Raw genomic sequence first — 19,436 nt, 5'->3', positions numbered from 1 at the left:
GAGGAGACGGGACATGTATGCTCAGATGGTTAAATCCGAAGCATCAAACGAAGATCCGGAGAAACTGGCAGAGTTCCAGGCGCGGATTGATGCCGATATCAAGATCGAACCAAAAGATTGGATGCCTCAGGCTTATCGCAAGACCCTGATCCGTCAGATCGGTCAGCACGCGCATTCTGAAATCGTAGGTCAACTGCCCGAAGGCAACTGGATCACCCGCGCACCGACGTTGGAGCGCAAGGCGATCCTGCTGGCCAAGGTGCAGGATGAAGCCGGGCATGGACTTTACCTCTACTGTGCAGCTGAGACGCTGGGTGTCAGCCGGGACGAGATCACCGAGATGCTGCTTGATGGGCGTATGAAATACTCGTCGATCTTCAACTATCCGACGTTGAACTGGGCCGATATTGGTGCTGTTGGATGGCTGGTGGATGGGGCGGCTATCATGAACCAAGTTCCGCTGCAGCGGACATCTTTCGGACCATACTCGCGCGCCATGATCCGTATCTGCAAGGAAGAGAGCTTCCATCAGCGGCAAGGTTACGACGCGATCCGCAAAATGGCCGAAGGTACGCCCGAGCAGCGCAAGATGGCTCAGGATGCGATGAACCGCTTCTGGTATCCGTCCCTGATGATGTTCGGCCCGTCCGACAAGGACTCGGTTCATTCTGCCCAGTCGATGGCGTGGAAAATCAAGATCAATACAAATGATGAGCTGCGTCAAAAGTTTGTCGACCAGACCGTGCCGCAGGCCGAGTATCTGGGCCTGACCATTCCCGACTCAGACCTGAAATGGAACGAAGAACGCGGGCACTACGATTTCTCAGAACCTGACTGGTCGGAATTCTTCGACGTGATCAAAGGCAACGGGCCGTGCAACGTGGATCGTCTGGCAGCCCGCAACAAGGCCTGGGATGACGGGAAATGGGTGCGTGACGGTCTTTTGGCGCACGCCCGCAAGAAGCAATCCGGCAATCTGGCAGCAGAGTAAACCCAAGGAGGAAACCCGATGAACAACGAATGGCCCCTGTGGGAAATCTTTATCCGCGGCCAACACGGTATGAGCCACCGACATGTTGGATCGCTGCACGCCCCGGACGCCGAAATGGCAATCAAGAACGCGCGCGATGTTTACACACGCCGCAACGAAGGTGTTTCGATTTGGGTTGTCGAGGCAAACAACATCTCGGCCTCATCGCCCAGTGATAAAGGCCCGCTGTACGAACCCAGCGAAAGCAAAGTGTACCGCCATCCAACTTTCTTCGATATCCCCGAAGAAGTGGGGGCGATGTAATGAGTGTTTCTGTTTCCAACGACGCTTTGCATCAATTCCTGCTGCGGATGGGGGACAATACGCTGATCCTTGGCCACCGGGTCAGCGAGTGGTGCGGGCACGCGCCGGTTCTGGAGGAAGACATCGCGCTGGCCAACACTGCGTTGGATCTGATCGGACAGACCCAGATGTGGCTTGGTCTTGCGGGCGAGATTGATGGTGGCAAAAGCGCTGACGATCTGGCCTTTCTGCGCGACGCTTGGGATTTCCGCAATGTACTGCTTGTCGAGGTTCCCAACGGCGATTTCGGTCGTACACTGATGCGTCAGTTTCTGTTCGACGCATGGCATTCGATTATGCTGGGGCGCTTGATGACATCCGCGGATGATCGTGTCGCTGCCATTGCCGCCAAAGCCAGCAAAGAGGTTGCCTATCACCTCGAACGCTCGGGCGACACCGTAGTGGGGCTGGGCGACGGGACAGAGGAAAGCCATGCCCGTATGCAGGAAGCTCTCGATTATCTGTGGCCCTATGTCGGTGAGATGTTCGCAAGCGATGAAGTCGACGCCCAGATGGTCGCCGCAGGTATCGCACCCAATCCGACTGACTTGCGAGAAGAATATGACGCTTTGGTCGGAAGGATACTGACCCAGGCAACACTGAGCATTCCAGAAAGCCAGTTTGCCCATAAGGGCGGGCGTGACGGGCGCATGCATACCGAGCATCTGGGTCATCTGCTGACGCAGATGCAATGGCTGCAACGCGCCTATCCCGGAGCCAAGTGGTGAGAGCGGATGCAATCCTCGACTGATCAGATCTGGAGTTGGTTGGATGCTGTTCCCGATCCCGAGATACCGGTGATCTCGGTCGTGGATCTGGGAATCGTTCGCGGTGTGCGTTGGGACGCCGGAACGTTGGTTGTGACCGTCACACCAACGTACTCAGGCTGTCCGGCGACTTCCGTCATCAGCATGGATATCGAAACCGCGCTGCGAGACCATGGGATCAGCGAAGTGAGGATCGAAACCAGCATTTCGCCCGCCTGGACCACCGATTGGCTAAGTGAAAAAGGCCGCGCCAAGCTGGAAGACTATGGCATTGCGCCACCGCAACCGGCGGGCGGGCCAGAACGGTGTCCGCATTGCGGCAGCAAGGCTGTTGAAAAAGTCAGCCAGTTCGGCTCGACCCCATGCAAGGCTCACTGGCGCTGCACTGACTGCCTGGAACCTTTTGACTATTTCAAGTGCATCTGAGGAGGAGCACCGGATGGCACGTTTTCATGACCTGAAAGTCACCGACATCCACAAAACCATCCGCGATGCGGTTGTTGTGACGCTTGAGCCTGTGAATGGCGCAGCGGAACAGTTCGATTTCACCGCGGGTCAATACCTGACCTTCCGGCGTGATTTTGACGGCGAAGAACTGCGCCGCTCGTATTCGATCTGCGCGGGAAAGGATGACGGCGTTCTTCAAGTTGGCATTAAACGCGTCGAAGGTGGTGCTTTCTCAAGCTGGGCCAACGCAGAGTTGAGCGTTGGTGACGTTGTTCAAGCGATGCCGCCTATGGGCAGCTTTCACGTGCCAATCGAAGCGGGCGCGGAAAAACAATACCTCGGCTTTGCAGGTGGATCGGGGATTACACCCGTCCTTTCGATCCTGAAAACAACGCTGGCGCGCGAACCCAAGTCCCGCTTCACGCTGATCTACGCCAACAAGGGCATCAACTCGATCATGTTCCGAGAGGAGCTGGAGGACCTGAAAAACCTCTATATGGGTCGCCTGAACGTGATCCATATTCTTGAGACCGACGCGCAGGAGATCGACTTGTTCACGGGGCTTGTGACGCAGGAAAAATGCGGCGAACTGTTTAAGCACTGGATCGACATCAAGAACGTGGATACGGCTTTTATCTGTGGACCAGAGCCGATGATGCTGGGGATAGCCGCCGCGCTGCGCGAGCATGGGATTGAGGACAGCCAGATCAAGTTCGAGCTTTTTGCCAGCGCCCAACCTGGCCGGGCAAAGCGCACGGCAAACATGGCAGAGACGGGCACGCAGGCGAACCAGACCAGCGCTTCGATCACGCTTGACGGCTCTACCCAAACCGTGACCCTGCCCAAGGATCAATCCATTTTGGACGCAGCCTTGGAAAACGCCATGGACGCGCCATACGCGTGTAAGGCCGGGGTTTGTTCTACCTGCCGTTGCCGCGTGATCGAGGGGGAGGTCGAGATGCTCGCCAATCATGCGCTCGAAGACTACGAGGTCGAAAAGGGCTATGTGCTGAGCTGTCAGGCTTATCCGGTGACCGACCGTGTGGCCGTGGACTACGACCAGTAAAGGGAGAGGATCAATGACCGAAGCCATGACACTCGACAGCTACCTGGCCGCAGGCGGGGTACTAACCAACCCGACCAATGTGCCGCCACGCTACCGCGCCGAACTGATGAAGCTGATGGCTACCTTTGTGGACAGCGAATTGGCAGGCGCCGCGGGTTTTGCGGATATCATCAATCATGGGCCGGGCATCAAGGAACGGATCGCGGCAGCAAAAATAGTGCTTGAGAAAACCGATCATGCAGATCGCGTTCTTAAAATAATGGGCGAGTTTGGCGCAGATACCGAACGATACGCCACGCACCATCCATGGACCGCGCGACTGGATCGCGATGACGATATCGGCGCAACGCGCAGCGCGCATGACATGCGGCTTGCTGTGTTCAACTATCCGATCTCGGGTTGGACCGACGCTGTGATCATGAACCTTTTGATGAGCCGCGCTGTGGCCGAGCAGCTGGACGAATTTTCGACTGTTTCTTATCAGCCTCTCGCAGAAGTCTTTCGTCAAATCGCCCCTGTCGAAGCGCATCACGGCACCCTGGCGCTAGAAGGTGCCATGAAGCTGGCAGAAGGCGGAGAGGCCAGGCAGATGCAAAGCGCTGTGGATTATTGGTGGCCGCGTGTTGCACTGTCTTTCGGTGGCGATGATCCGAAACGGTTCGCGTTTCTGACATCGATCGGTTTGCGCCACACCCAAAACAGTGCCCTACGCGAGCGCTGGATCAAATCCGCAAGCGCGGTCGTTGAACAACTGGGTCTGTCCACCCCAGCGTAAGACTTGACGAACCTGAATTCGGCCCCTGTTTCAAACGGGGGCTTTTTTTCTTGATATTCATAGCTTTTTTATTTTTTTTCGAAGTTTCTCAACGGTTTTTGTAACCTTAGGCCGGGCATTTTTCGCATAAACCTTTGGCCTAAGCCGGTTGAATTCTGCCAAAAGTCCAATTTTGTTGTTCCTGCAAGCCTCACAGATCAGGGCAACCGCAGTCTCGCGGTGGCTGATATCCATGAAAGGAATGCAAATGAATAAATTTGGTAAACTGGCAGTGTTGGCGGCTTGTGTAACTCCTGGCTTGGCGATGGCGCAGATCAATATAGGCCATGTGCTTGGGTCCTCAGAAGCTGACATTCGTTCGGCGTTGGAGGCCCAAGGATATACCATTTCCGAGGTGGAAACCGAACAGGACGAGATCGAGATCTATGCCTTCCTTAACGGCAAGAAATACGAGATCGAAGTTTCTCCCGAAACCGGTGCGGTTATTGAAATCGAACTAGCCGACGACGAAGACGACAGCTGACATGAACGGGCGTGTCCGGCTTTGGACGCGCCCCGCATAATCCGAAAGCCAAACTATGACACGTGCCACACTCTTATGGTCCTTATTCGCGGTGCAAGCTCTTTGCAGCGTTTATTTTCTTTTGGATATCGTGTTGGATTTCTGGCCCAATTCCTCGTTCTTTCTGGCGGAAAGTGATCTTGTTGAACTTTTGGTCACGGTTGCACTGATTGGTGGTTTGGCCTTCACTACTATCGAGCTGCGCAGCATGCTGAACCGTCAGTCCAAGCTCGAGGATCAAATGAAAGTCGCCTCGGGCGCGTTCGGTGAGGTGCTTGAGGCGCGGTTTCAGTCATGGTCATTGACGCAGGCAGAGCGGGATGTCGCTATTCTGGCAATCAAGGGATTTGCGATTGCGGAAATCGCCGAAATCCGGGACACGAAACAAGGTACGATCAAGGCACAATGTGCATCAATTTATCGAAAGGCCGGAGTATCAGGCCGCCTTCAACTTTTGAGCCTTTTTGTTGATGACTTGCTTGCCGACAACCTGGTTGCGACTCCAACTCACCAAGCGCGCGAGATGGATGTAAGCTGACGCCTTTGGCTCAAAATCGTTTGTGTCGCTGGCGGTCGCGCATGTCGCAAACTTGCTAGCATGTTCCTCGATGATGCGAGAAAAAACACTATGACTCGGTTTTGTATTCCTAATCGACTGGATCGCCGTGCGACCGGGTGTGATCTGGTAACGCCGCGCCAGTAATCGCCCTGTGGGGCGTACTGACGGCATGATTTCAGACGACAACGGAATACTAAATGACAACCGCGTTACGCCTGGCCATCGATATTGGTGGCACTTTTACTGACACAGTTCTGGTCTCTGGGGATGAGACGGTACTTGCGTCAACGAAAACCCTGACCACGCATCAAAATCCCGCCGAAGGTGCCATGGAAGGCGCTGAACGCGTCATGGCGCAGGCGGGTCGGTCACTGATGGAGGTCACCGGGTTTATCCACGGAACCACACTTGCGACCAACGCGCTGATTGAACGGCGTGGGGCGGTTGTGGCCACGATTTGCACCGAAGGGTTCCGAGATATCCTCGATATCGGGTACGAGCGACGCTATTCCCAGTACGACATCAATTTGGAGAAACCTGATCTTCTGGTCCCGCGGGAACGGTCTTTTGTAATCCGCGAACGTATGTCGGCTGAAGGAGAGGTCCTGGTCGCTTTGGATGAGACACAAGTAAAACGCTTGCTGGCTGAACTTGACGCCAGCGGGGCAGAGGCGGTGGCGATCTGCCTTATACACTCTTACGCCAACCCCACGCATGAACAACGCTTGCGCGATATTCTGGCCGAGCATCGTCCTGATCTTACAATCTCGATTTCGTCCGACGTCAGCCCCGAAGCGCGAGAATTCGACAGGCTCTGCACCACAGTCGCGAACGCGTATATTCAGCCGCTGATGGAGTCATACCTGAGCCGGTTTATTAAGCAGTTTGCAGCTCAGGGTGTGAATTGCCCGATCCTGATGATGACTGCGGGCGGAGGGATGTGCACAGTGGAAACTGCGGCACGCTTCCCCATCCGGCTGGTTGAATCCGGGCCGGCGGGTGGAGCCATTCTGGCTGCTAGGATTGCGGCGCGCTCCGGGCTGGACCAGGTGTTGTCGTTTGACGTAGGCGGTACCACAGCCAAGCTTTGTCTGATCGACAAGGCGCGCCCTCAGACCTCCAGATCCTTTGAAATCGCGCGCGCCGCGCGGTTCATCAAAGGTTCGGGTATGCCTGTGCGTATTCCGGTGATCGAGATGATTGAAATCGGTGCGGGCGGCGGTTCGATTGCAGGCGTCGATCGGCTGGGGCGCCTGACCGTTGGCCCGAAGTCGGCCGGATCGGAACCCGGGCCGGTTGCCTTCATGCGCGGTGGCACAGAACCGACAGTCACCGACAGCGACATCACACTCGGCTACATTGTCCCGGACACATTTGCCGAGGGACATATCAAGCTCGACCCCAAGGGCTCAAAGGCGGCTCTGAAAAGCGTGATTGGTGAGAGGTTGAACCTGGATGCGATTGGGTCCGCAGATGGGGTCAGTCGGATCGTGGATGAGAGCATGGCCAGCGCGGGGCGAATGCATGCCGTAGAAAGTGGCAAAGATCTGGGTCCGCGCACGATGATTGCCTTTGGTGGCAATGGGCCGCTGCACGCCAGCCGGGTTGCGCGATCTGCCGGTGTGTCGCGTATCGTGATCCCACCCAATCCGGGGGTCGGATCCGCAGTTGGTTTCCTGTTTGCGTCTGTGTCGTTTGAGATCGTCCGCTCTCGCTATTCTTTGCTGGACAGCTTGGATATGGACGATGTGAATGCTCTGTTCGACACAATGATTGCCGAGGCAAAAGAGGTTGTCGCCCAAGGCGCAGGTGATGCGCCGACCGAAGTCCTACGCACTGCCTTTATGCGTTACAACGGACAAGGGCACGAGATCGAAATCTCATTACCGGATCGCGCGCTGTCGCCCGAGGATATCGCGCCTTTGACCGCCGCGTTTGAGGAAGAATACCGCAAGCAATTCTCGCGCCCCGTCCCGGGTATGCAGATCGAGATTCTCAATTGGGCTGTTCGTGTCGCCACCCCGGAACGTTCCGTTCCACCAGTTCCGGAAACGCCTGAACCTTCTGTGTTTAAAGTCTCTGAAACGCGACCCGTCACGTGCGACGTAGATGGAACTGCGAAGGACGCAGCTTTTGTCGCCCGCGCTGATTTGAAACCCGGTGACCGCGTTCGGGGACCAGCGCTGATTCATGAACCGCAAACGACGACGCTGGTCTCTGCCGATTTCTCGGCCCATTTGGACGCCATTGGTAATCTTGTCTTGATTCAGGATCAGAAAGGAGGCGCAAAATGAGCGCTGAGCTTTCCCCAAAACTCTCTCCTGCCCGCTTGCAAGTGATGTGGAACCGCCTGCTTGCGGTGGTCGAGGAACAGGGTCAGACTCTGATCCGTGCCGCCTTCTCGCCCATTGTACGCGAATGTGGCGACATTTCCGCCGGTATCTTTGACGTCAATGGCCGTATGCTGGCGCAGGCCGTGACCGGTACGCCTGGCCATATCAACACTATGGCCGAAGCCGTTCTTCACCTGCGCGAGCGATTTGCGGTGCAGGACATGAAACCCGGCGACATCTATATGACCAATGACCCCTGGCTGGCTTCGGGGCACCTGAACGACTTCCTGCTGATGATGCCAGCGTTCAAGGATGGCAAGGTTGTTGGTTTTACCTCCTGCACCTCGCATCTGGTGGATCTGGGCGGTTTGGGTATGGGCCCCGAGGGGTCGGACATCTATGACGAGGGCCTGTTGATCCCGCCCTGCAAACTGGTTGAAGAAGGCACGCCCAACGCGCTGTTGATGGACATCATCCGTGCCAACTCGCGCGAACCCATTGCCAACGAGGGCGACATTTATGCCCTGATCGCTTGTTGTGAGGCCGGGGTGAACCGGTTGGTTGCAATGATGGACGAGTTCGTGATCGACGATCTGGACACTTTGGGCTGCTATATCATCGACACTTCGCGTAAAGGCGCGCTGGAGGCCATCGCCGAGGTGCCCGAAGGCGTCTATAAGAACGTTCTGCGGATGGATGGCTACGAGAATGAGTTGGAGTTGCACGCCACGCTGACCGTTACCAAGGACGGGATGCACGTGGATTTCACCGGCACATCGGGCTGTTCGAAAAAAGGTATCAACGTTCCTTTGAACTATGCAACGGCTTACACGGTGTTTGCCTTGCGCTGCATCGTTGGCCCGGACACTCCGAACAATGCTGGCTCGCTGGAGCCCTTCACAGTCGATGGACCAAAGGGCTGCATCCTGAATGCGCAACGCCCGGTGCCGGTTGCGATGCGCCATACGCTGGGACAGGTGACACCGGATTTGGTCCTGGGGTGCTTGCACCAGGCACTGCCGGATCAGGTTCCCGCCGAGGGTGCATCGTGCATGTTCGATCTGCCCATGCGTCATGCGCCCGAAGTGGCGGCCAATGGAGGGCGGGAATTTGCGATCGAACCAGTCCACAATGGTGGCACCGGCGCGCGACCCCACGCAGACGGATTGTCTGCAACTGCATATCCTTCTGGTGTGTTCGGTTCGCAAGTCGAGATCACTGAAAGCGTCGCACCAGTCGTGATGTGGCGGCGGGAACTGCTGCCGGATTCAGGTGGAGCGGGTAAATATCGCGGAGGTCTCGGACAAAGGATTGAGATGACCTCGTCCAATAACGCGCCTTTCATCGTTTTCCTCTCGGTCGAGCGTCTGAAGTTCCCAGCCTTGGGCCGAATGGGCGGCCAGCCCGGTGCCCCGGGGCGCATCCGGTTCCGCGATGGCAACGACGATATACCCGGCAAAGGAGAACTGCGGGTGGAGGGCGATGATTACCTGATCTTCGACACGCCGGGCGGTGGAGGCTTTGGCGATCCGTCAGAACGGGATCCAAAGGCCTTGGCGCTGGATCTCAAACGCGGCCTTGTGACCGAAGCAGGCGCGAAAGCCTATGGAGACACGTCATCATGATCCGCGCAGTCGAGCATGTCCGCCAGATGGCAGCTTACGCGCTGGCGGATTTGGGTGGGCCCGAGACCGTGTCTCTGGCCCAAAACGAAAGTGCCTTTCCCGCCAGTCCCGCGGCTGTTGCGGCAGGGCAGGCGGCGTTGGATCAAATGCCACTTTACCCCGACCCAGACTGGCCAGAGCTGCGCAGTGCAATTTCTGAAACCCATGGTGTTGAGGCCGGGAACATCCTGTGCGGCGCGGGATCGATGGAGTTGATCGGATGCCTGATCCGGGCATTCGCCGGGCCGGGCGATCGGGTGCTGGGCACGGATTATGGCTATGCTTACGTTGCTTCTGCAACGGCGCAAGTGCAGGCCGATTACGTGAAAGCGCGCGAGGTGGATTTGACCGTTTCGGTTGATGACATATTGGCCGCTGTCACGCCTCAAACGCGGATTGCTTTTGTCTGTAACCCGGGCAACCCCACCGGGACTCTGATCCCGAATGCCGAAATTCTGCGCCTGCGCAACGCGTTGCCGGCGGACGTGTTGTTGGTGGTCGACCAGGCCTATGCCGAGTTCGCCGATCAGGATCAAAACCCGGACGAAGTCTTCGCGCTGGTAGATCGCGGCGACACTGTGGTCATGCGAACCTTTTCCAAGGCCTACGGATTGGCGGGCGCGCGCGTGGGTTGGGGTCTGTTCCCCGACTCTATCGCCGGTGAGGTGCGGAAGCTGTTGAACCCGAACAATGTCTCGATCCCTTCGCAGGCCATGGCGACCGCAGCGATGCGGGATCAGGATCATATGCTGGATACGGTTTCCAAAACCGCTGCCATTCGGGATCAGTTTGCCAATGGGTGCTGCGCTCTGGGGCTGGCGGTTGCGCTGAGCCATACGAATTTCGTGTTGATCCGTTTTGCCGACGTGGAGATGGCGCAAAAGGCAGATGCTGCCCTGCGTGCCCAAGGGTTACTGATGCGCGGCATGGGGGGCTATGGTCTGGGCGATTGTCTGCGCGCCACCATTTGTGAAGAACCCGTAATGGATCGGTGCCTGACCGTTTTGAAAGAGGTGACGTCATGACCCATGAGACCCGAACACGGGCCAAGATCGGTGTGCTGGTGCCGTTCACCAACACCAACCTTGAGGCAGACATGATGCTGATGCGTTGCCCGGACACGACCGTGCATTTCCAGCGCATGGGCGGGTATGACGTCGATGAAATTCCGGGCTCGGATCAAATGGCGGGTCTTGGGGCTTCGGACATCAGCCATGATCTGAAGATGATAGCAGGTGTGCGGCCTGATGTGGTGCTCTATGGCTGCACGTCTGCCACTCTGACACACGGCCCGTCATTTGATGAGCAATTGGCACAGGACATTAAGGCAGGGTCAGGCGCACTGTCTTTTACCGCCGCCGGATCATTGATCCATGCAATCAAGGCTTTGGGCGTAACCAAAGTGGGGTTCTCGTCACCCTATCTGGGCGAGATTAACTCGCAGGCAGTTGATTTTCTGGCGAAAAACCAGATCACAACAGTCAAATGCGCTGATATTGGTCGTGAACTTGGGAATTACGGGCAGGGTGAACTAACCCCGGATGAAGTGTTCGATCTGGCCTGTCAGGCCGATCATCCAGAAGCCGAAGCCATCGTGCTCAGCTGTACCGACATGCGCGCGGTCGAGGCCGTTGACCGGATCGAAGCCACGCTGGGCAAACCTGTGGTGACGTCCAATCAGGCCATGATGTTTGCGCTAATGCGGGCTTTGTGCTTGCCCCGACAAGGCAGTGTGCCGGGACGCTTGTTCGATCTGTTGTAAACAAAGGTCGGGCCTGATAACCCTGCCTTTTCTTTAAGGCTCGTCGGAACCGATTTCTTCTTTGCGCTTGGCAATATAAGCGTCCAACTCCTCGCGGATCGCCGGGTCCATTACCGGTTCTTCGTATTCGCGCAAAGTCTGCTGCCAGATTTCGGTCGCCCGGGTCAGCGCGGTCTTGGACCCCGCTGCTTCCCACGCGCCATGATTTTGCCAGTCTGACAGCATGGGGGAATAAAACGCTGTTTCATAGCGTTCCATCGTGTGCTCAGTGCCAAAGAAATGGCCACCAGTGGGCACATCTTTGATCGCGTCCAGCGCGAGTTCGCCTTCGTCAAATTTCAGAGGCTTCAGATACTCCATCATGTTTTGCAGGATTTCCACATCCATGACGAGCTTCTCATAAGATGCCGTCAGCCCACCTTCGAGCCAACCGGCTGCGTGATAGACCAGATTGGCCCCACCTAACACCGCGCCCCAGGTGGCCATCATCGTCTCATAGACCGCCTGCAAATCGACCACGTTCGAGGCGTTGGCGTTCGAAGTTCGATAGGGAATGCCATAACGGCGGGTCAGCTGACCGCTGATCATATTGGCCTTGGTGTTTTCTGGTGTTCCAAAGGCAGGCGCACCCGAGCGCATGTCGACGTTCGACGTGAACGCACCATACATCACCGGGGTTCCCGGATTGACCAGTTGGGTTAGCGTCACCCCGAACAGGGCCTCGGCATTCTGCTGGGCCAAAGCGGCGGGAAGGGTGACGGGGGTCATCGCGCCCATCAAAGTGAAGGGTGTGATCGTCACCGGCTGGCCGTGCTCGGCCATTGCGATCAGGCCGTCGCCCATCGCGTCGTCAAACAGGCGGGGCGAGTTCACGGAAATGATGGTGATCAGTCCCGGGTCGGCGCGCATCTGATCCAAAGAGATACCCCGAGCGATGGCCATCATGTTGATGCCATCTATCGCCCGCCCTCGGCCAATCGCTGTGGCGTGAAAACTGAGGTCGCAATAGCTGAGGTTTGCGTTGTAGGTGTCCAGATGTCGATTATTGGCCGGCATTTCCTGCGGAGCCGTAACTTGATTGCCGATCAGGTGTATTGCGTTGAAGTGATGGGCCAACTTGATGAAGTTGCAATAGTCTTCATAGTTGCCCGGACGTCGCCCGTTGATGCAATCGTGTACGTTCGGCGGACCGGCGACGAGGCCAAAATTGACGTTGTTCCCACCCAAAGTGATCCGCTTGTCCGGGTTGCGTCCGGTTAGGGTAAAAGTCTTCGGGACGGTTTTCAGCGCCTCGTTAACGATGCTTTCGTCAATCCGAATGGTTTTGGTGTCTCGGTCTACCAACGCTCCTGCCTGTTCAAAAAGGGCCAAGACGTTTTCACCCATGACACGAATGCCTGCTTCAGAGAGGATACGCATCGAAGTGGCGTGCAGCTGATCCAGTTGATCTTCGCTCAGCAATTCCATCTTGGGCGAGGTGTTGACTACAGCCTGCCAGGGCAGCTGCTGAATTGCCGCGCTGCTGCGATCACTTTTGCCGCGTCGACCGCCTCCCCGCGCGCTGCGTCTTTCTCGTGCCATGTCAGGATCCTCGTTCGGGGTGACGGGCAGCCAGCAGGGCCTTCGAAGCAACGGGATTGTCGGCATGCAAAACGGAAATGGGAGATTTCACAGTGCAGTCTCTTTCTTCAATTCCTAGACCACTTGACGGGCTTTCGGTTCGGCGATGCTAAATCTCGAAACCGCAAAGGCGAAGTTCAACAAATCAACATCCAAACGTCGTGCGCATTCCACCATCAACAGCATACAAAAGCCTCGACTATGTTTTCGGTGCATCATAGAGCAGCTCGGCAAGGTGCGAGAACTTGGACCCCGGCTGGCACAGCCCCCACACGGCATCGCGGATGGTCGATGCGCGGGCGCTGCCCAGCGAGGGGGCAGCAAAGTCCATGAACTTTTCGTCCACTTCAGCATCCTCCATGGGCGACTCAGGCCCCCCTCGGGCGTGAACATCGCCCGATTCAAGAATCCGCCCGTCTTTTAGTGTGATGGATACATCTGCCATTCGGTTTTTCGGGAAACGGTTGGAGTGTCGTTCGGTTTCACAAACGGAAATACGATCCACAATCGACGCGACGAGAGGGTCCGACAACCCGGCCCCGGTGATGTGTTCGACGCCTATCCGCCCATAGGCGGCAATGGTGGCGACGGCAAAAGGCAGAGAATACTGCGCTTTTGATGTGTCGTCTGGCATCCCCTGAAACAAGCAGGCGCTTTCATGGAAGGTATTGACCCGGATCGACGCAATATCATTGTGCGACAGACTATGATCCCGCATCAAGGCGCGGGTGGCGTCGATGGGGGCGTGCGCCCATCGGCAGATCGGATAGGGCTTCACATATTGATGCTCCATCTGCCAGAACTGGCCCAGATCCGTCCAATATGGCTCGACATCGTCCGCTTCGATGGTGATGGCGGGTGCGCCGGTAAAGCCTTTTTCGGCTAATACCGCCGAAGAGATCCCGACCAATGCCCCCCAGCCAGAACCGTCATGCAACATAGTAGGATTGGCGATTTCGCGCATCATCTGGCTGCGGGGGCCGTGATATTCTGCGATCCCCATGGCTTGCCGCATCTGGTCCTCACTCAGCCCACGCAAACGTGCAGCGACGGCCACAACGCCCAAGGCGTTCCACGCGCCCGAGGTATGGTAGTCGCTGACGGTGTTGTGCAGCGAAACCCCGGCCCGTCCGGCGATCTCATAGCCGACGGTAATAGCTGCCAGCGCCTCGGGTCCCGTAAAATCTCCTATCGTTTCCGCCACTGCGGCCAGTGCGGGAATGACCACGACACCAATATGGCCCTTTGTTGGGTTGTACCCGTCATGGCCGTCCAAATTGTCTGTCTGAGTTGCAGCGGCATAAGCCGCACCTGCAGCGCTGACCCGACGACCATCAAACATCATGCGCGCGCTGTACGCCGTGTCACCCGCACCGTACAATGCCATCGCAGTTTCGCGCGCAATTACTCCGGCTGACATGGGCCCGGAACCGATTGTGATACCCAATGTGTCCAGCGTCATCCGGGCCGCGGCCCTTAGTGTGCTATCCGGTATATCCTCGGCGCGTGTTTCAAGGGTAAAGTGAGCAATTTTCTGAAATCGGTCCGCCACGGTTCGCCTGCTTGCAATTGAAGTCTGTTACCGGTCTTAGTGGGAATGGTAGGCGCAATTCACTTGTGCGGCACGAAAACAATCTTTGGGCAATGGTACAGGAATTTTTGTGGGTCCAAAGTCAAACATGTCGCTTACGTAACAGTCTTTGTGTCGCAAAAGAACAAGAGGCCGGGTCAGTTACGCCATACTCGACAGGTGGATCGCCCGGGACATTTGCATATGATGAATCTACCGCACCTGTCGTTTCTGCGTTCTTTCGAGGCCGCTGCCCGCCATCTTAGTTTTACAAGTGCTGCGGAAGAGTTGAACTGCACGCAATCAGCCGTCAGCAATCATGTCCGGTCGCTTGAAGAATTTCTGAAGCGCCCGCTCTTTGTGCGCCACCCCCGGTCTCTGTCCCTTACGGATGTTGGCAAAGCGTACTTGCCCTCAGTGCGCCACGCGTTGCAGGAAATTGACGTTGCCACCCAGTCGCTTGTGCTGCGGCCCCATACCAAAACCGTGGTCGTCTCGTGCCCTGTTAGCCTGGCGGGAAATTGGCTGCCCAACGTCATTCAGGGATTTTCAGAAAGCCATCCGGATATTTCCGTGACTGTACACGGTACCATCTGGACGGATGTGGACCCAAATGTTTCGGATATCTCGATTACGATCAATCACATAGATGACGCGTCTGAAGGTCTGGAACGATTATGGGTGGAAAAGCTGACGGTGGTCTGCTCTCCGGGCTATACCGTGGGCAATCAACCATTGAACGATCCCCAACAATTACACGATGCGCAACTGATCCACATTCTGGGTCGCTCGGCATATTGGGACAAGGTGGCCGCTGAGTTCGGGCTTGAAAATCTTGGCCAGAATGAAGGTCCAAGAACCAACGTCTCGAACCTAGCGCTTGAGCTTGCATCAAAATCCTTGGGGTGTGTAGCGATCCCGAAGTCGTTGGCGCAACCTTATGTAGAGCGGGGGCTTCTGATTGAGCCCTTTGATCTGAATCTGGAAAGCCCTTGGGCTTATTATGTCAATCTCCGAGAGGTCAATGCCACGCCTGCGGTTCGACTGTTCCAGAACTGGTTATTGAAAGTGGCAACCGAAACAGAGAGCCCGATGGATTGATTGGCTCACTCTTGGGCCTGTGTTGTCTTTGCCGCCTGCACGTTTCCATGCCAGCCGGGGCTTATGGTTGGCGCAGAAAATTCGACCACAATGGGCCCGTTTTTTTTGCATGTCTTGAGGGGACAACCGTCTTAGGGTCTGTGCGATACCCTGCGCAGTCAACACAAAGCACCATCTGTCATGAGCCAGATATCCGAAGACCGGCCAGATCAAATCCGCATCCGTTTGCGCAGGAAAGATCATTTTTCAGGAAATATTCTTACTCCGTCGGGCTACGTCTCCTGCGTGCGGGTTTCGATGTGCCGACACAACTCAACAGTCGAGGTTGCCAAATTCCTCGCCGCCAGGAAAGAATTCGCCGCCTGAGCCGCGCCGCATCCAGGGAAACCCTTTCATGAAAACCCACGCACAAGCTGTAATCATTGGTGGTGGTCTTGCCGGCACCTCGATTCTGTACCACCTCGCCAAGCTTGGTTGGACCGATGTCATCCTGCTGGAACGGGACGAATTGACCAGTGGTTCAACCTGGCATGCGGCGGCCAACATTCACGGTCTGCACGACAACAACAACATCACCCGTATCCAGCATTACACGATGAACCTGTACAAAGAGCTGGAAAAGGAAACCGGTCAAAGTTGCGGTGTGTTCCAGCCCGGGTCACTATATCTGGCCCAAACTGAAGAACGCGAGCAGCAGTTGCGCCTTCAAGAGGCGAAAGCGCGGTTTTACGGTTTGAACTTCCACGAAGTCAGCCGTGAAAAAGCAAAAGAGCTGCATCCGCTGGCGCAGTTCGATGACATCCGCTGCATCATGTATGAACCCGATGGCGGCAACGTGGATCCTTCTGGTGTACCCCATGCCTATGCCGCCGGAGCGCGTGCCATGGGGGCTACCATTGAACGGTTTTGCCCTGTGACGGGGACCGAACAACAAGCGGACGGCAGCTGGATCGTGCACACGCCCAAAGGCGACATTCACACGCAATGGGTGGTCAACGCGGCGGGCCTTTGGGGTCGTGAAGTGGCAGCACTGGCGGGGTTAACCCTGCCGCTACAACCCACCGAGCACCAGTATTTCGTGACCGAAGCCATTGATGAGGTTGCCAATCTGGGCCGCCGTTTGCCTTCGATCGCGGACCGGGATGGCGAATATTACTTCCGACAGGAGGGCAACGGGCTGCTGATTGGTGCTTATGAAAGAGACATGAAGTTCTGGGCCGAAGACGGCACGCCTCTGGACTTTGCGCATGACCTGTTTCCCGACGATCTGGACCGGATCATGGAAAACGTCATCCGCGCGACAGAGCGTGTGCCGGTCGCAGCAACCGCCGGTGTAAAACGAGTCATCAACGGGCCGATGATCTGGTCGCCTGACTCGAACATGTTGTGGGGGCCGGTGCCCGAGCTGAAGAACTATTTCCTGATTGGCGGTCTGATCCCCGGTTTTTCGCAGTCCGGCGGTTTGGGCCTTTTGGCGGCGCAATGGATGATCGAGGGCGAGCCGCAATATGACATGTTTGCTTGGGATTTAGCCCGTTTTGGCGACTGGGCCGATAAGAAGTTCACCAAAGCGCGCGTGCAGGATTCCTACATCCATCGCTTCAAGATTCACTTTCCCAACGAAGAGCGCAGCGCCGGCCGTCCGGCCCGCGTGCGCCCCGCATACGAGATGCAGAAGCAGATGGGTTGCGTCTTTGGTCTGAACTGCGGCTGGGAACACCCGCTATGGTTTGCCGACGAACCCGACACTGAAGAGACTATCGGCTTTACCCGCCAAAACTGGTTCGATCCGGTTGGGCGCGAGGTAAAGATGCTGCGCAACAGCGTGGGTATCATCGATATCTCGAACTTTGCAAATTACGTGATCAAGGGGCCAGGTGCTTATGACTGGCTGGACCGTCTGGTGGCCAACCGTGTGCCAACCGAAGTTGGGCGCAGTTGCCTGACGCCTCTGATCTCGGTTCGCGGTGGCGTGGCAGGTGATTTTACCATCACCAAGCTAGCTGAAGACGAATACATGATGATCGGGTCAGGAATGGCCGAACGTTACCATCAACGCTTCTTTCAAATGGTCGAAATGCCCGAGGGAACTACACTGGAGGTCGCGACTGATCGTATCGCCGGGTTCAACATAGCAGGCCCGAAATCACGCGAGACACTGGCGCGTCTGACCAATGCGGACTTGTCCAATGAAGCATTCCGTTTCATGCGATCCCAGAAAATCACGGTTGCAGGAATAGATTGCCTGGCCATCCGTGTTAGTTTTACCGGCGATCTGGGCTGGGAACTGCACTGCGCCGAGGCTGATCAGGTCGCACTTTACACCGCGTTGCTGGAAGCTGCCAATGACTGCGGTGGTGGCCCGGTCGGTGGGCGTGCTCTGGGATCATTGCGTATCGAAAAGGGCTATGGGTCCTGGGGGCGGGAGTATTCTCAGGAATATTGGCCGCAAGAAGTTGGATTGGCGGGGTTGATCAAACTGGACAAGGACTTCCTGCACAAGGATGCCTATTTGGCGATCAAGGACAATGCCCCGCGCGAGGTTTTGTCCGTCTTCGAACTGGACGTGGCCGAGGACGCGGACGCGACCGGTAGTGAGCCGATCTTTACACCTGACGGTAGGCCAGTGGGCCGGGTCACGTCTGGGGCGTTTGGCTATTCAGTCGGGAAATCATTGGCTATTGGGTTCCGCAACCCCGAGGTGACGAAACCCGGGGATGAGGTGATCATTCAGGTCATTGGTAAACCGCATACCGGGCGGGTACTGGCCGAAGCCCCGTTCGATCCCAATGGTGGCAGGCTTCGCAACTAGTCCTGGCGCAGGCACAGTCCTAATGGGCCCGCCTAACCCCCGAGGCATGTCAATATTTGAACTCAAAAACAGCGCACTGCGAAAGGCAGCGCGCATTCAAACCGAATTGCGAAGCACATCTGATCAGAGCTTCAACTCTGAGACACCAACCAATCGATGACGTTCTGGACTTCTCGTCTGTCGCGGCTTCCGTCCTGCGCCTCGACAAAATAGCCATGCGTTGGTTTGATGTCTTGGTCGAACAGGCGCAGCACACGCCCCTCTCTTAAGTCCTGATCAATCAACGGCAGCCAGCCCACCACCGCGCCTTGTCCCTCGGCCGCACCTCGCAACAGAATATTTGCATCTTCAAACACAACGCCTATCAGGGGCGATGCGGGCTGCACGTTCATCGCGGCGAACCAGTCCAGCCAACCCCAGTGATTGCGCTGGTGCAGAATAGGCTTGTCCAGCAGATCTGCGGGAGTGTTAATTGGTCCATATTGGTCCAAATATTGCGCGCTGGCGATGGCGACAGGTCGCAGCTCCAGCAACTTGAGCGCTCCTCGTGGCATGTCCGCTAGGCGATGCCAGCTCAGGACGATATCGGCATGCGTTTGATCCCCCATGCGCGGGCGGTATGAGGGAACAACCTCAAGTTCGATCCCGGGGAAACTCTGCCAAAGATCGCTGATGCGCGGCATTAACCATCGGGCCGTCAAAATGGGTCCGGCTGCTAAACGGACAACCTTGCGTGACGTTCTGCGCAAGCGCCCGACCGTGTCCTCCAGCATTCCAAAGGCGCGCGCTGTTGTCTCGGCTAGACGCTTTCCGTCTTCGGTCAGTTTGACTTCGCGCCCTACGCGTTCAAACAGCAACGTGCCCAGTTGTTCTTCCAATCCTCGGATGTGGTGGCTGATGGCTGTTGGTGTCACAGAAAGGCGCTCGGCCGCAGCACGAAAACTGCCAGTCTTGGCCGCAGCATCGAATGCGCGCAGCGCGGATAGAGATGGAAGCATGGAAGCCTCAATGATGAGTTCAACTCACTAGTTGCTGAGGAAAGACCATTTGTAAATAGGCCACTAT

General features: G+C 56.6%; 17 protein-coding genes. 14 read left to right on the top strand and 3 right to left on the bottom strand.

Annotated features, from left to right (window positions below; all coding sequences use genetic code 11):
- Nucleotides 1-13 precede the first annotated feature (13 nt).
- The 12 genes from paaA to I9187_RS08705 all read left to right on the top strand — a co-directional run bounded on the left by paaA (nt 14) and on the right by I9187_RS08705 (nt 11,268).
- Entirely contained in the window at nt 14-991 is a 978-nt protein-coding gene (gene paaA, locus I9187_RS08760; protein WP_171176652.1) for a 1,2-phenylacetyl-CoA epoxidase subunit PaaA, read from the top strand.
- Nucleotides 992-1,009: 18 nt separating this feature from the next.
- Nucleotides 1,010-1,294, top strand: a complete 285-nt coding sequence (paaB, locus tag I9187_RS08755; RefSeq protein WP_170404692.1) for a 1,2-phenylacetyl-CoA epoxidase subunit PaaB — start codon at nt 1,010-1,012, stop codon at nt 1,292-1,294.
- Complete coding sequence (gene paaC / locus I9187_RS08750) at nt 1,294-2,061, top strand: 1,2-phenylacetyl-CoA epoxidase subunit PaaC (RefSeq protein ID WP_171176654.1); 768 nt, start codon at nt 1,294-1,296, stop codon at nt 2,059-2,061. Before paaB ends, paaC begins: the two co-directional genes overlap by 1 nt.
- A gap of 6 nt (nt 2,062-2,067) precedes the next feature.
- Entirely contained in the window at nt 2,068-2,526 is a 459-nt protein-coding gene (gene paaD / locus I9187_RS08745; protein WP_171176656.1) for a 1,2-phenylacetyl-CoA epoxidase subunit PaaD, read from the top strand.
- Nucleotides 2,527-2,539: 13 nt separating this feature from the next.
- Nucleotides 2,540-3,613: a 2Fe-2S iron-sulfur cluster-binding protein gene (locus I9187_RS08740; protein WP_171176658.1), complete on the top strand. Its 1,074-nt coding sequence runs from the start codon at nt 2,540-2,542 to the stop codon at nt 3,611-3,613.
- A gap of 13 nt (nt 3,614-3,626) precedes the next feature.
- Nucleotides 3,627-4,388, top strand: a complete 762-nt coding sequence (locus I9187_RS08735; RefSeq protein ID WP_171176660.1) for a Phenylacetic acid catabolic protein — start codon at nt 3,627-3,629, stop codon at nt 4,386-4,388.
- Nucleotides 4,389-4,635: 247 nt separating this feature from the next.
- Nucleotides 4,636-4,911, top strand: coding sequence for a PepSY domain-containing protein (locus I9187_RS08730; protein ID WP_171176662.1), 276 nt, complete (start codon nt 4,636-4,638; stop codon nt 4,909-4,911).
- Nucleotides 4,912-4,966: 55 nt separating this feature from the next.
- The gene (locus tag I9187_RS08725) at nt 4,967-5,488 is read left to right on the top strand and encodes a LuxR C-terminal-related transcriptional regulator (RefSeq protein ID WP_171176664.1); all 522 of its coding nucleotides are present in this window, start codon (nt 4,967-4,969) and stop codon (nt 5,486-5,488) included.
- A gap of 218 nt (nt 5,489-5,706) precedes the next feature.
- Nucleotides 5,707-7,803, top strand: a complete 2,097-nt coding sequence (locus I9187_RS08720; RefSeq protein WP_171176666.1) for a hydantoinase/oxoprolinase family protein — start codon at nt 5,707-5,709, stop codon at nt 7,801-7,803.
- Nucleotides 7,800-9,467, top strand: a complete 1,668-nt coding sequence (locus I9187_RS08715) for a hydantoinase B/oxoprolinase family protein (RefSeq protein ID WP_171235815.1) — start codon at nt 7,800-7,802, stop codon at nt 9,465-9,467. The genes I9187_RS08720 and I9187_RS08715 overlap by 4 nt, the downstream gene beginning before the upstream one ends.
- The gene (locus I9187_RS08710) at nt 9,464-10,531 is read left to right on the top strand and encodes a histidinol-phosphate transaminase (RefSeq protein WP_171235816.1); all 1,068 of its coding nucleotides are present in this window, start codon (nt 9,464-9,466) and stop codon (nt 10,529-10,531) included. The genes I9187_RS08715 and I9187_RS08710 overlap by 4 nt, the downstream gene beginning before the upstream one ends.
- Nucleotides 10,528-11,268: an Asp/Glu racemase gene (locus I9187_RS08705; protein ID WP_245223160.1), complete on the top strand. Its 741-nt coding sequence runs from the start codon at nt 10,528-10,530 to the stop codon at nt 11,266-11,268. Before I9187_RS08710 ends, I9187_RS08705 begins: the two co-directional genes overlap by 4 nt.
- 33 nt (nt 11,269-11,301) lie before the next feature.
- On the opposite strand, the gene I9187_RS08700 is transcribed toward I9187_RS08705, so the two are convergent.
- Nucleotides 11,302-12,849 (bottom strand): trimethylamine methyltransferase family protein, encoded by a 1,548-nt coding sequence (locus I9187_RS08700; protein ID WP_171238027.1) that lies wholly within the window; start codon nt 12,847-12,849, stop codon nt 11,302-11,304.
- Between the two features lie 238 nt (nt 12,850-13,087).
- A complete protein-coding gene (locus I9187_RS08695) occupies nt 13,088-14,440 on the bottom strand; it encodes an MmgE/PrpD family protein (RefSeq protein ID WP_171721298.1) in 1,353 nt (450 codons plus the stop codon).
- A gap of 222 nt (nt 14,441-14,662) precedes the next feature.
- On the opposite strand from I9187_RS08695, the gene I9187_RS08690 reads away from it, so the two are divergent.
- Both I9187_RS08690 and I9187_RS08685 read left to right on the top strand, forming a co-directional pair.
- Entirely contained in the window at nt 14,663-15,559 is an 897-nt protein-coding gene (locus tag I9187_RS08690; RefSeq protein WP_171176678.1) for a LysR substrate-binding domain-containing protein, read from the top strand.
- Between the two features lie 394 nt (nt 15,560-15,953).
- The gene (locus tag I9187_RS08685; RefSeq protein ID WP_171176680.1) at nt 15,954-18,371 is read left to right on the top strand and encodes an FAD-dependent oxidoreductase; all 2,418 of its coding nucleotides are present in this window, start codon (nt 15,954-15,956) and stop codon (nt 18,369-18,371) included.
- Between the two features lie 131 nt (nt 18,372-18,502).
- Here the strand turns inward: I9187_RS08685 and I9187_RS08680 are convergent, their stop codons facing one another.
- Nucleotides 18,503-19,369 (bottom strand): LysR family transcriptional regulator, encoded by an 867-nt coding sequence (locus I9187_RS08680; protein ID WP_171238030.1) that lies wholly within the window; start codon nt 19,367-19,369, stop codon nt 18,503-18,505.
- Between the last annotated feature and the right edge of the window lie 67 nt (nt 19,370-19,436).

The organism is Ruegeria sp. HKCCE4148 (assembly GCF_017872495.1).
GTDB lineage: Bacteria > Pseudomonadota > Alphaproteobacteria > Rhodobacterales > Rhodobacteraceae > Ruegeria.
This window is presented reverse-complemented; position numbering and strand designations above follow the sequence as displayed.

Coding starts and splice junctions, on each gene's coding strand:
- I9187_RS08715 (WP_171235815.1), top strand. CDS start 7,800: ATGAGCGCTGAGCTTTCCCCAAAACTCTCTCCTGCCCGCTTGCAAGTG.
- I9187_RS08730 (WP_171176662.1), top strand. CDS start 4,636: ATGAATAAATTTGGTAAACTGGCAGTGTTGGCGGCTTGTGTAACTCCT.
- I9187_RS08690 (WP_171176678.1), top strand. CDS start 14,663: ATGATGAATCTACCGCACCTGTCGTTTCTGCGTTCTTTCGAGGCCGCT.
- I9187_RS08705 (WP_245223160.1), top strand. CDS start 10,528: ATGACCCATGAGACCCGAACACGGGCCAAGATCGGTGTGCTGGTGCCG.
- paaC (WP_171176654.1), top strand. CDS start 1,294: ATGAGTGTTTCTGTTTCCAACGACGCTTTGCATCAATTCCTGCTGCGG.
- paaB (WP_170404692.1), top strand. CDS start 1,010: ATGAACAACGAATGGCCCCTGTGGGAAATCTTTATCCGCGGCCAACAC.
- paaD (WP_171176656.1), top strand. CDS start 2,068: ATGCAATCCTCGACTGATCAGATCTGGAGTTGGTTGGATGCTGTTCCC.
- I9187_RS08735 (WP_171176660.1), top strand. CDS start 3,627: ATGACCGAAGCCATGACACTCGACAGCTACCTGGCCGCAGGCGGGGTA.
- I9187_RS08700 (WP_171238027.1), bottom strand. CDS start 12,849: ATGGCACGAGAAAGACGCAGCGCGCGGGGAGGCGGTCGACGCGGCAAA.
- paaA (WP_171176652.1), top strand. CDS start 14: ATGTATGCTCAGATGGTTAAATCCGAAGCATCAAACGAAGATCCGGAG.
- I9187_RS08680 (WP_171238030.1), bottom strand. CDS start 19,369: ATGCTTCCATCTCTATCCGCGCTGCGCGCATTCGATGCTGCGGCCAAG.
- I9187_RS08720 (WP_171176666.1), top strand. CDS start 5,707: ATGACAACCGCGTTACGCCTGGCCATCGATATTGGTGGCACTTTTACT.
- I9187_RS08740 (WP_171176658.1), top strand. CDS start 2,540: ATGGCACGTTTTCATGACCTGAAAGTCACCGACATCCACAAAACCATC.
- I9187_RS08685 (WP_171176680.1), top strand. CDS start 15,954: ATGAAAACCCACGCACAAGCTGTAATCATTGGTGGTGGTCTTGCCGGC.
- I9187_RS08710 (WP_171235816.1), top strand. CDS start 9,464: ATGATCCGCGCAGTCGAGCATGTCCGCCAGATGGCAGCTTACGCGCTG.
- I9187_RS08725 (WP_171176664.1), top strand. CDS start 4,967: ATGACACGTGCCACACTCTTATGGTCCTTATTCGCGGTGCAAGCTCTT.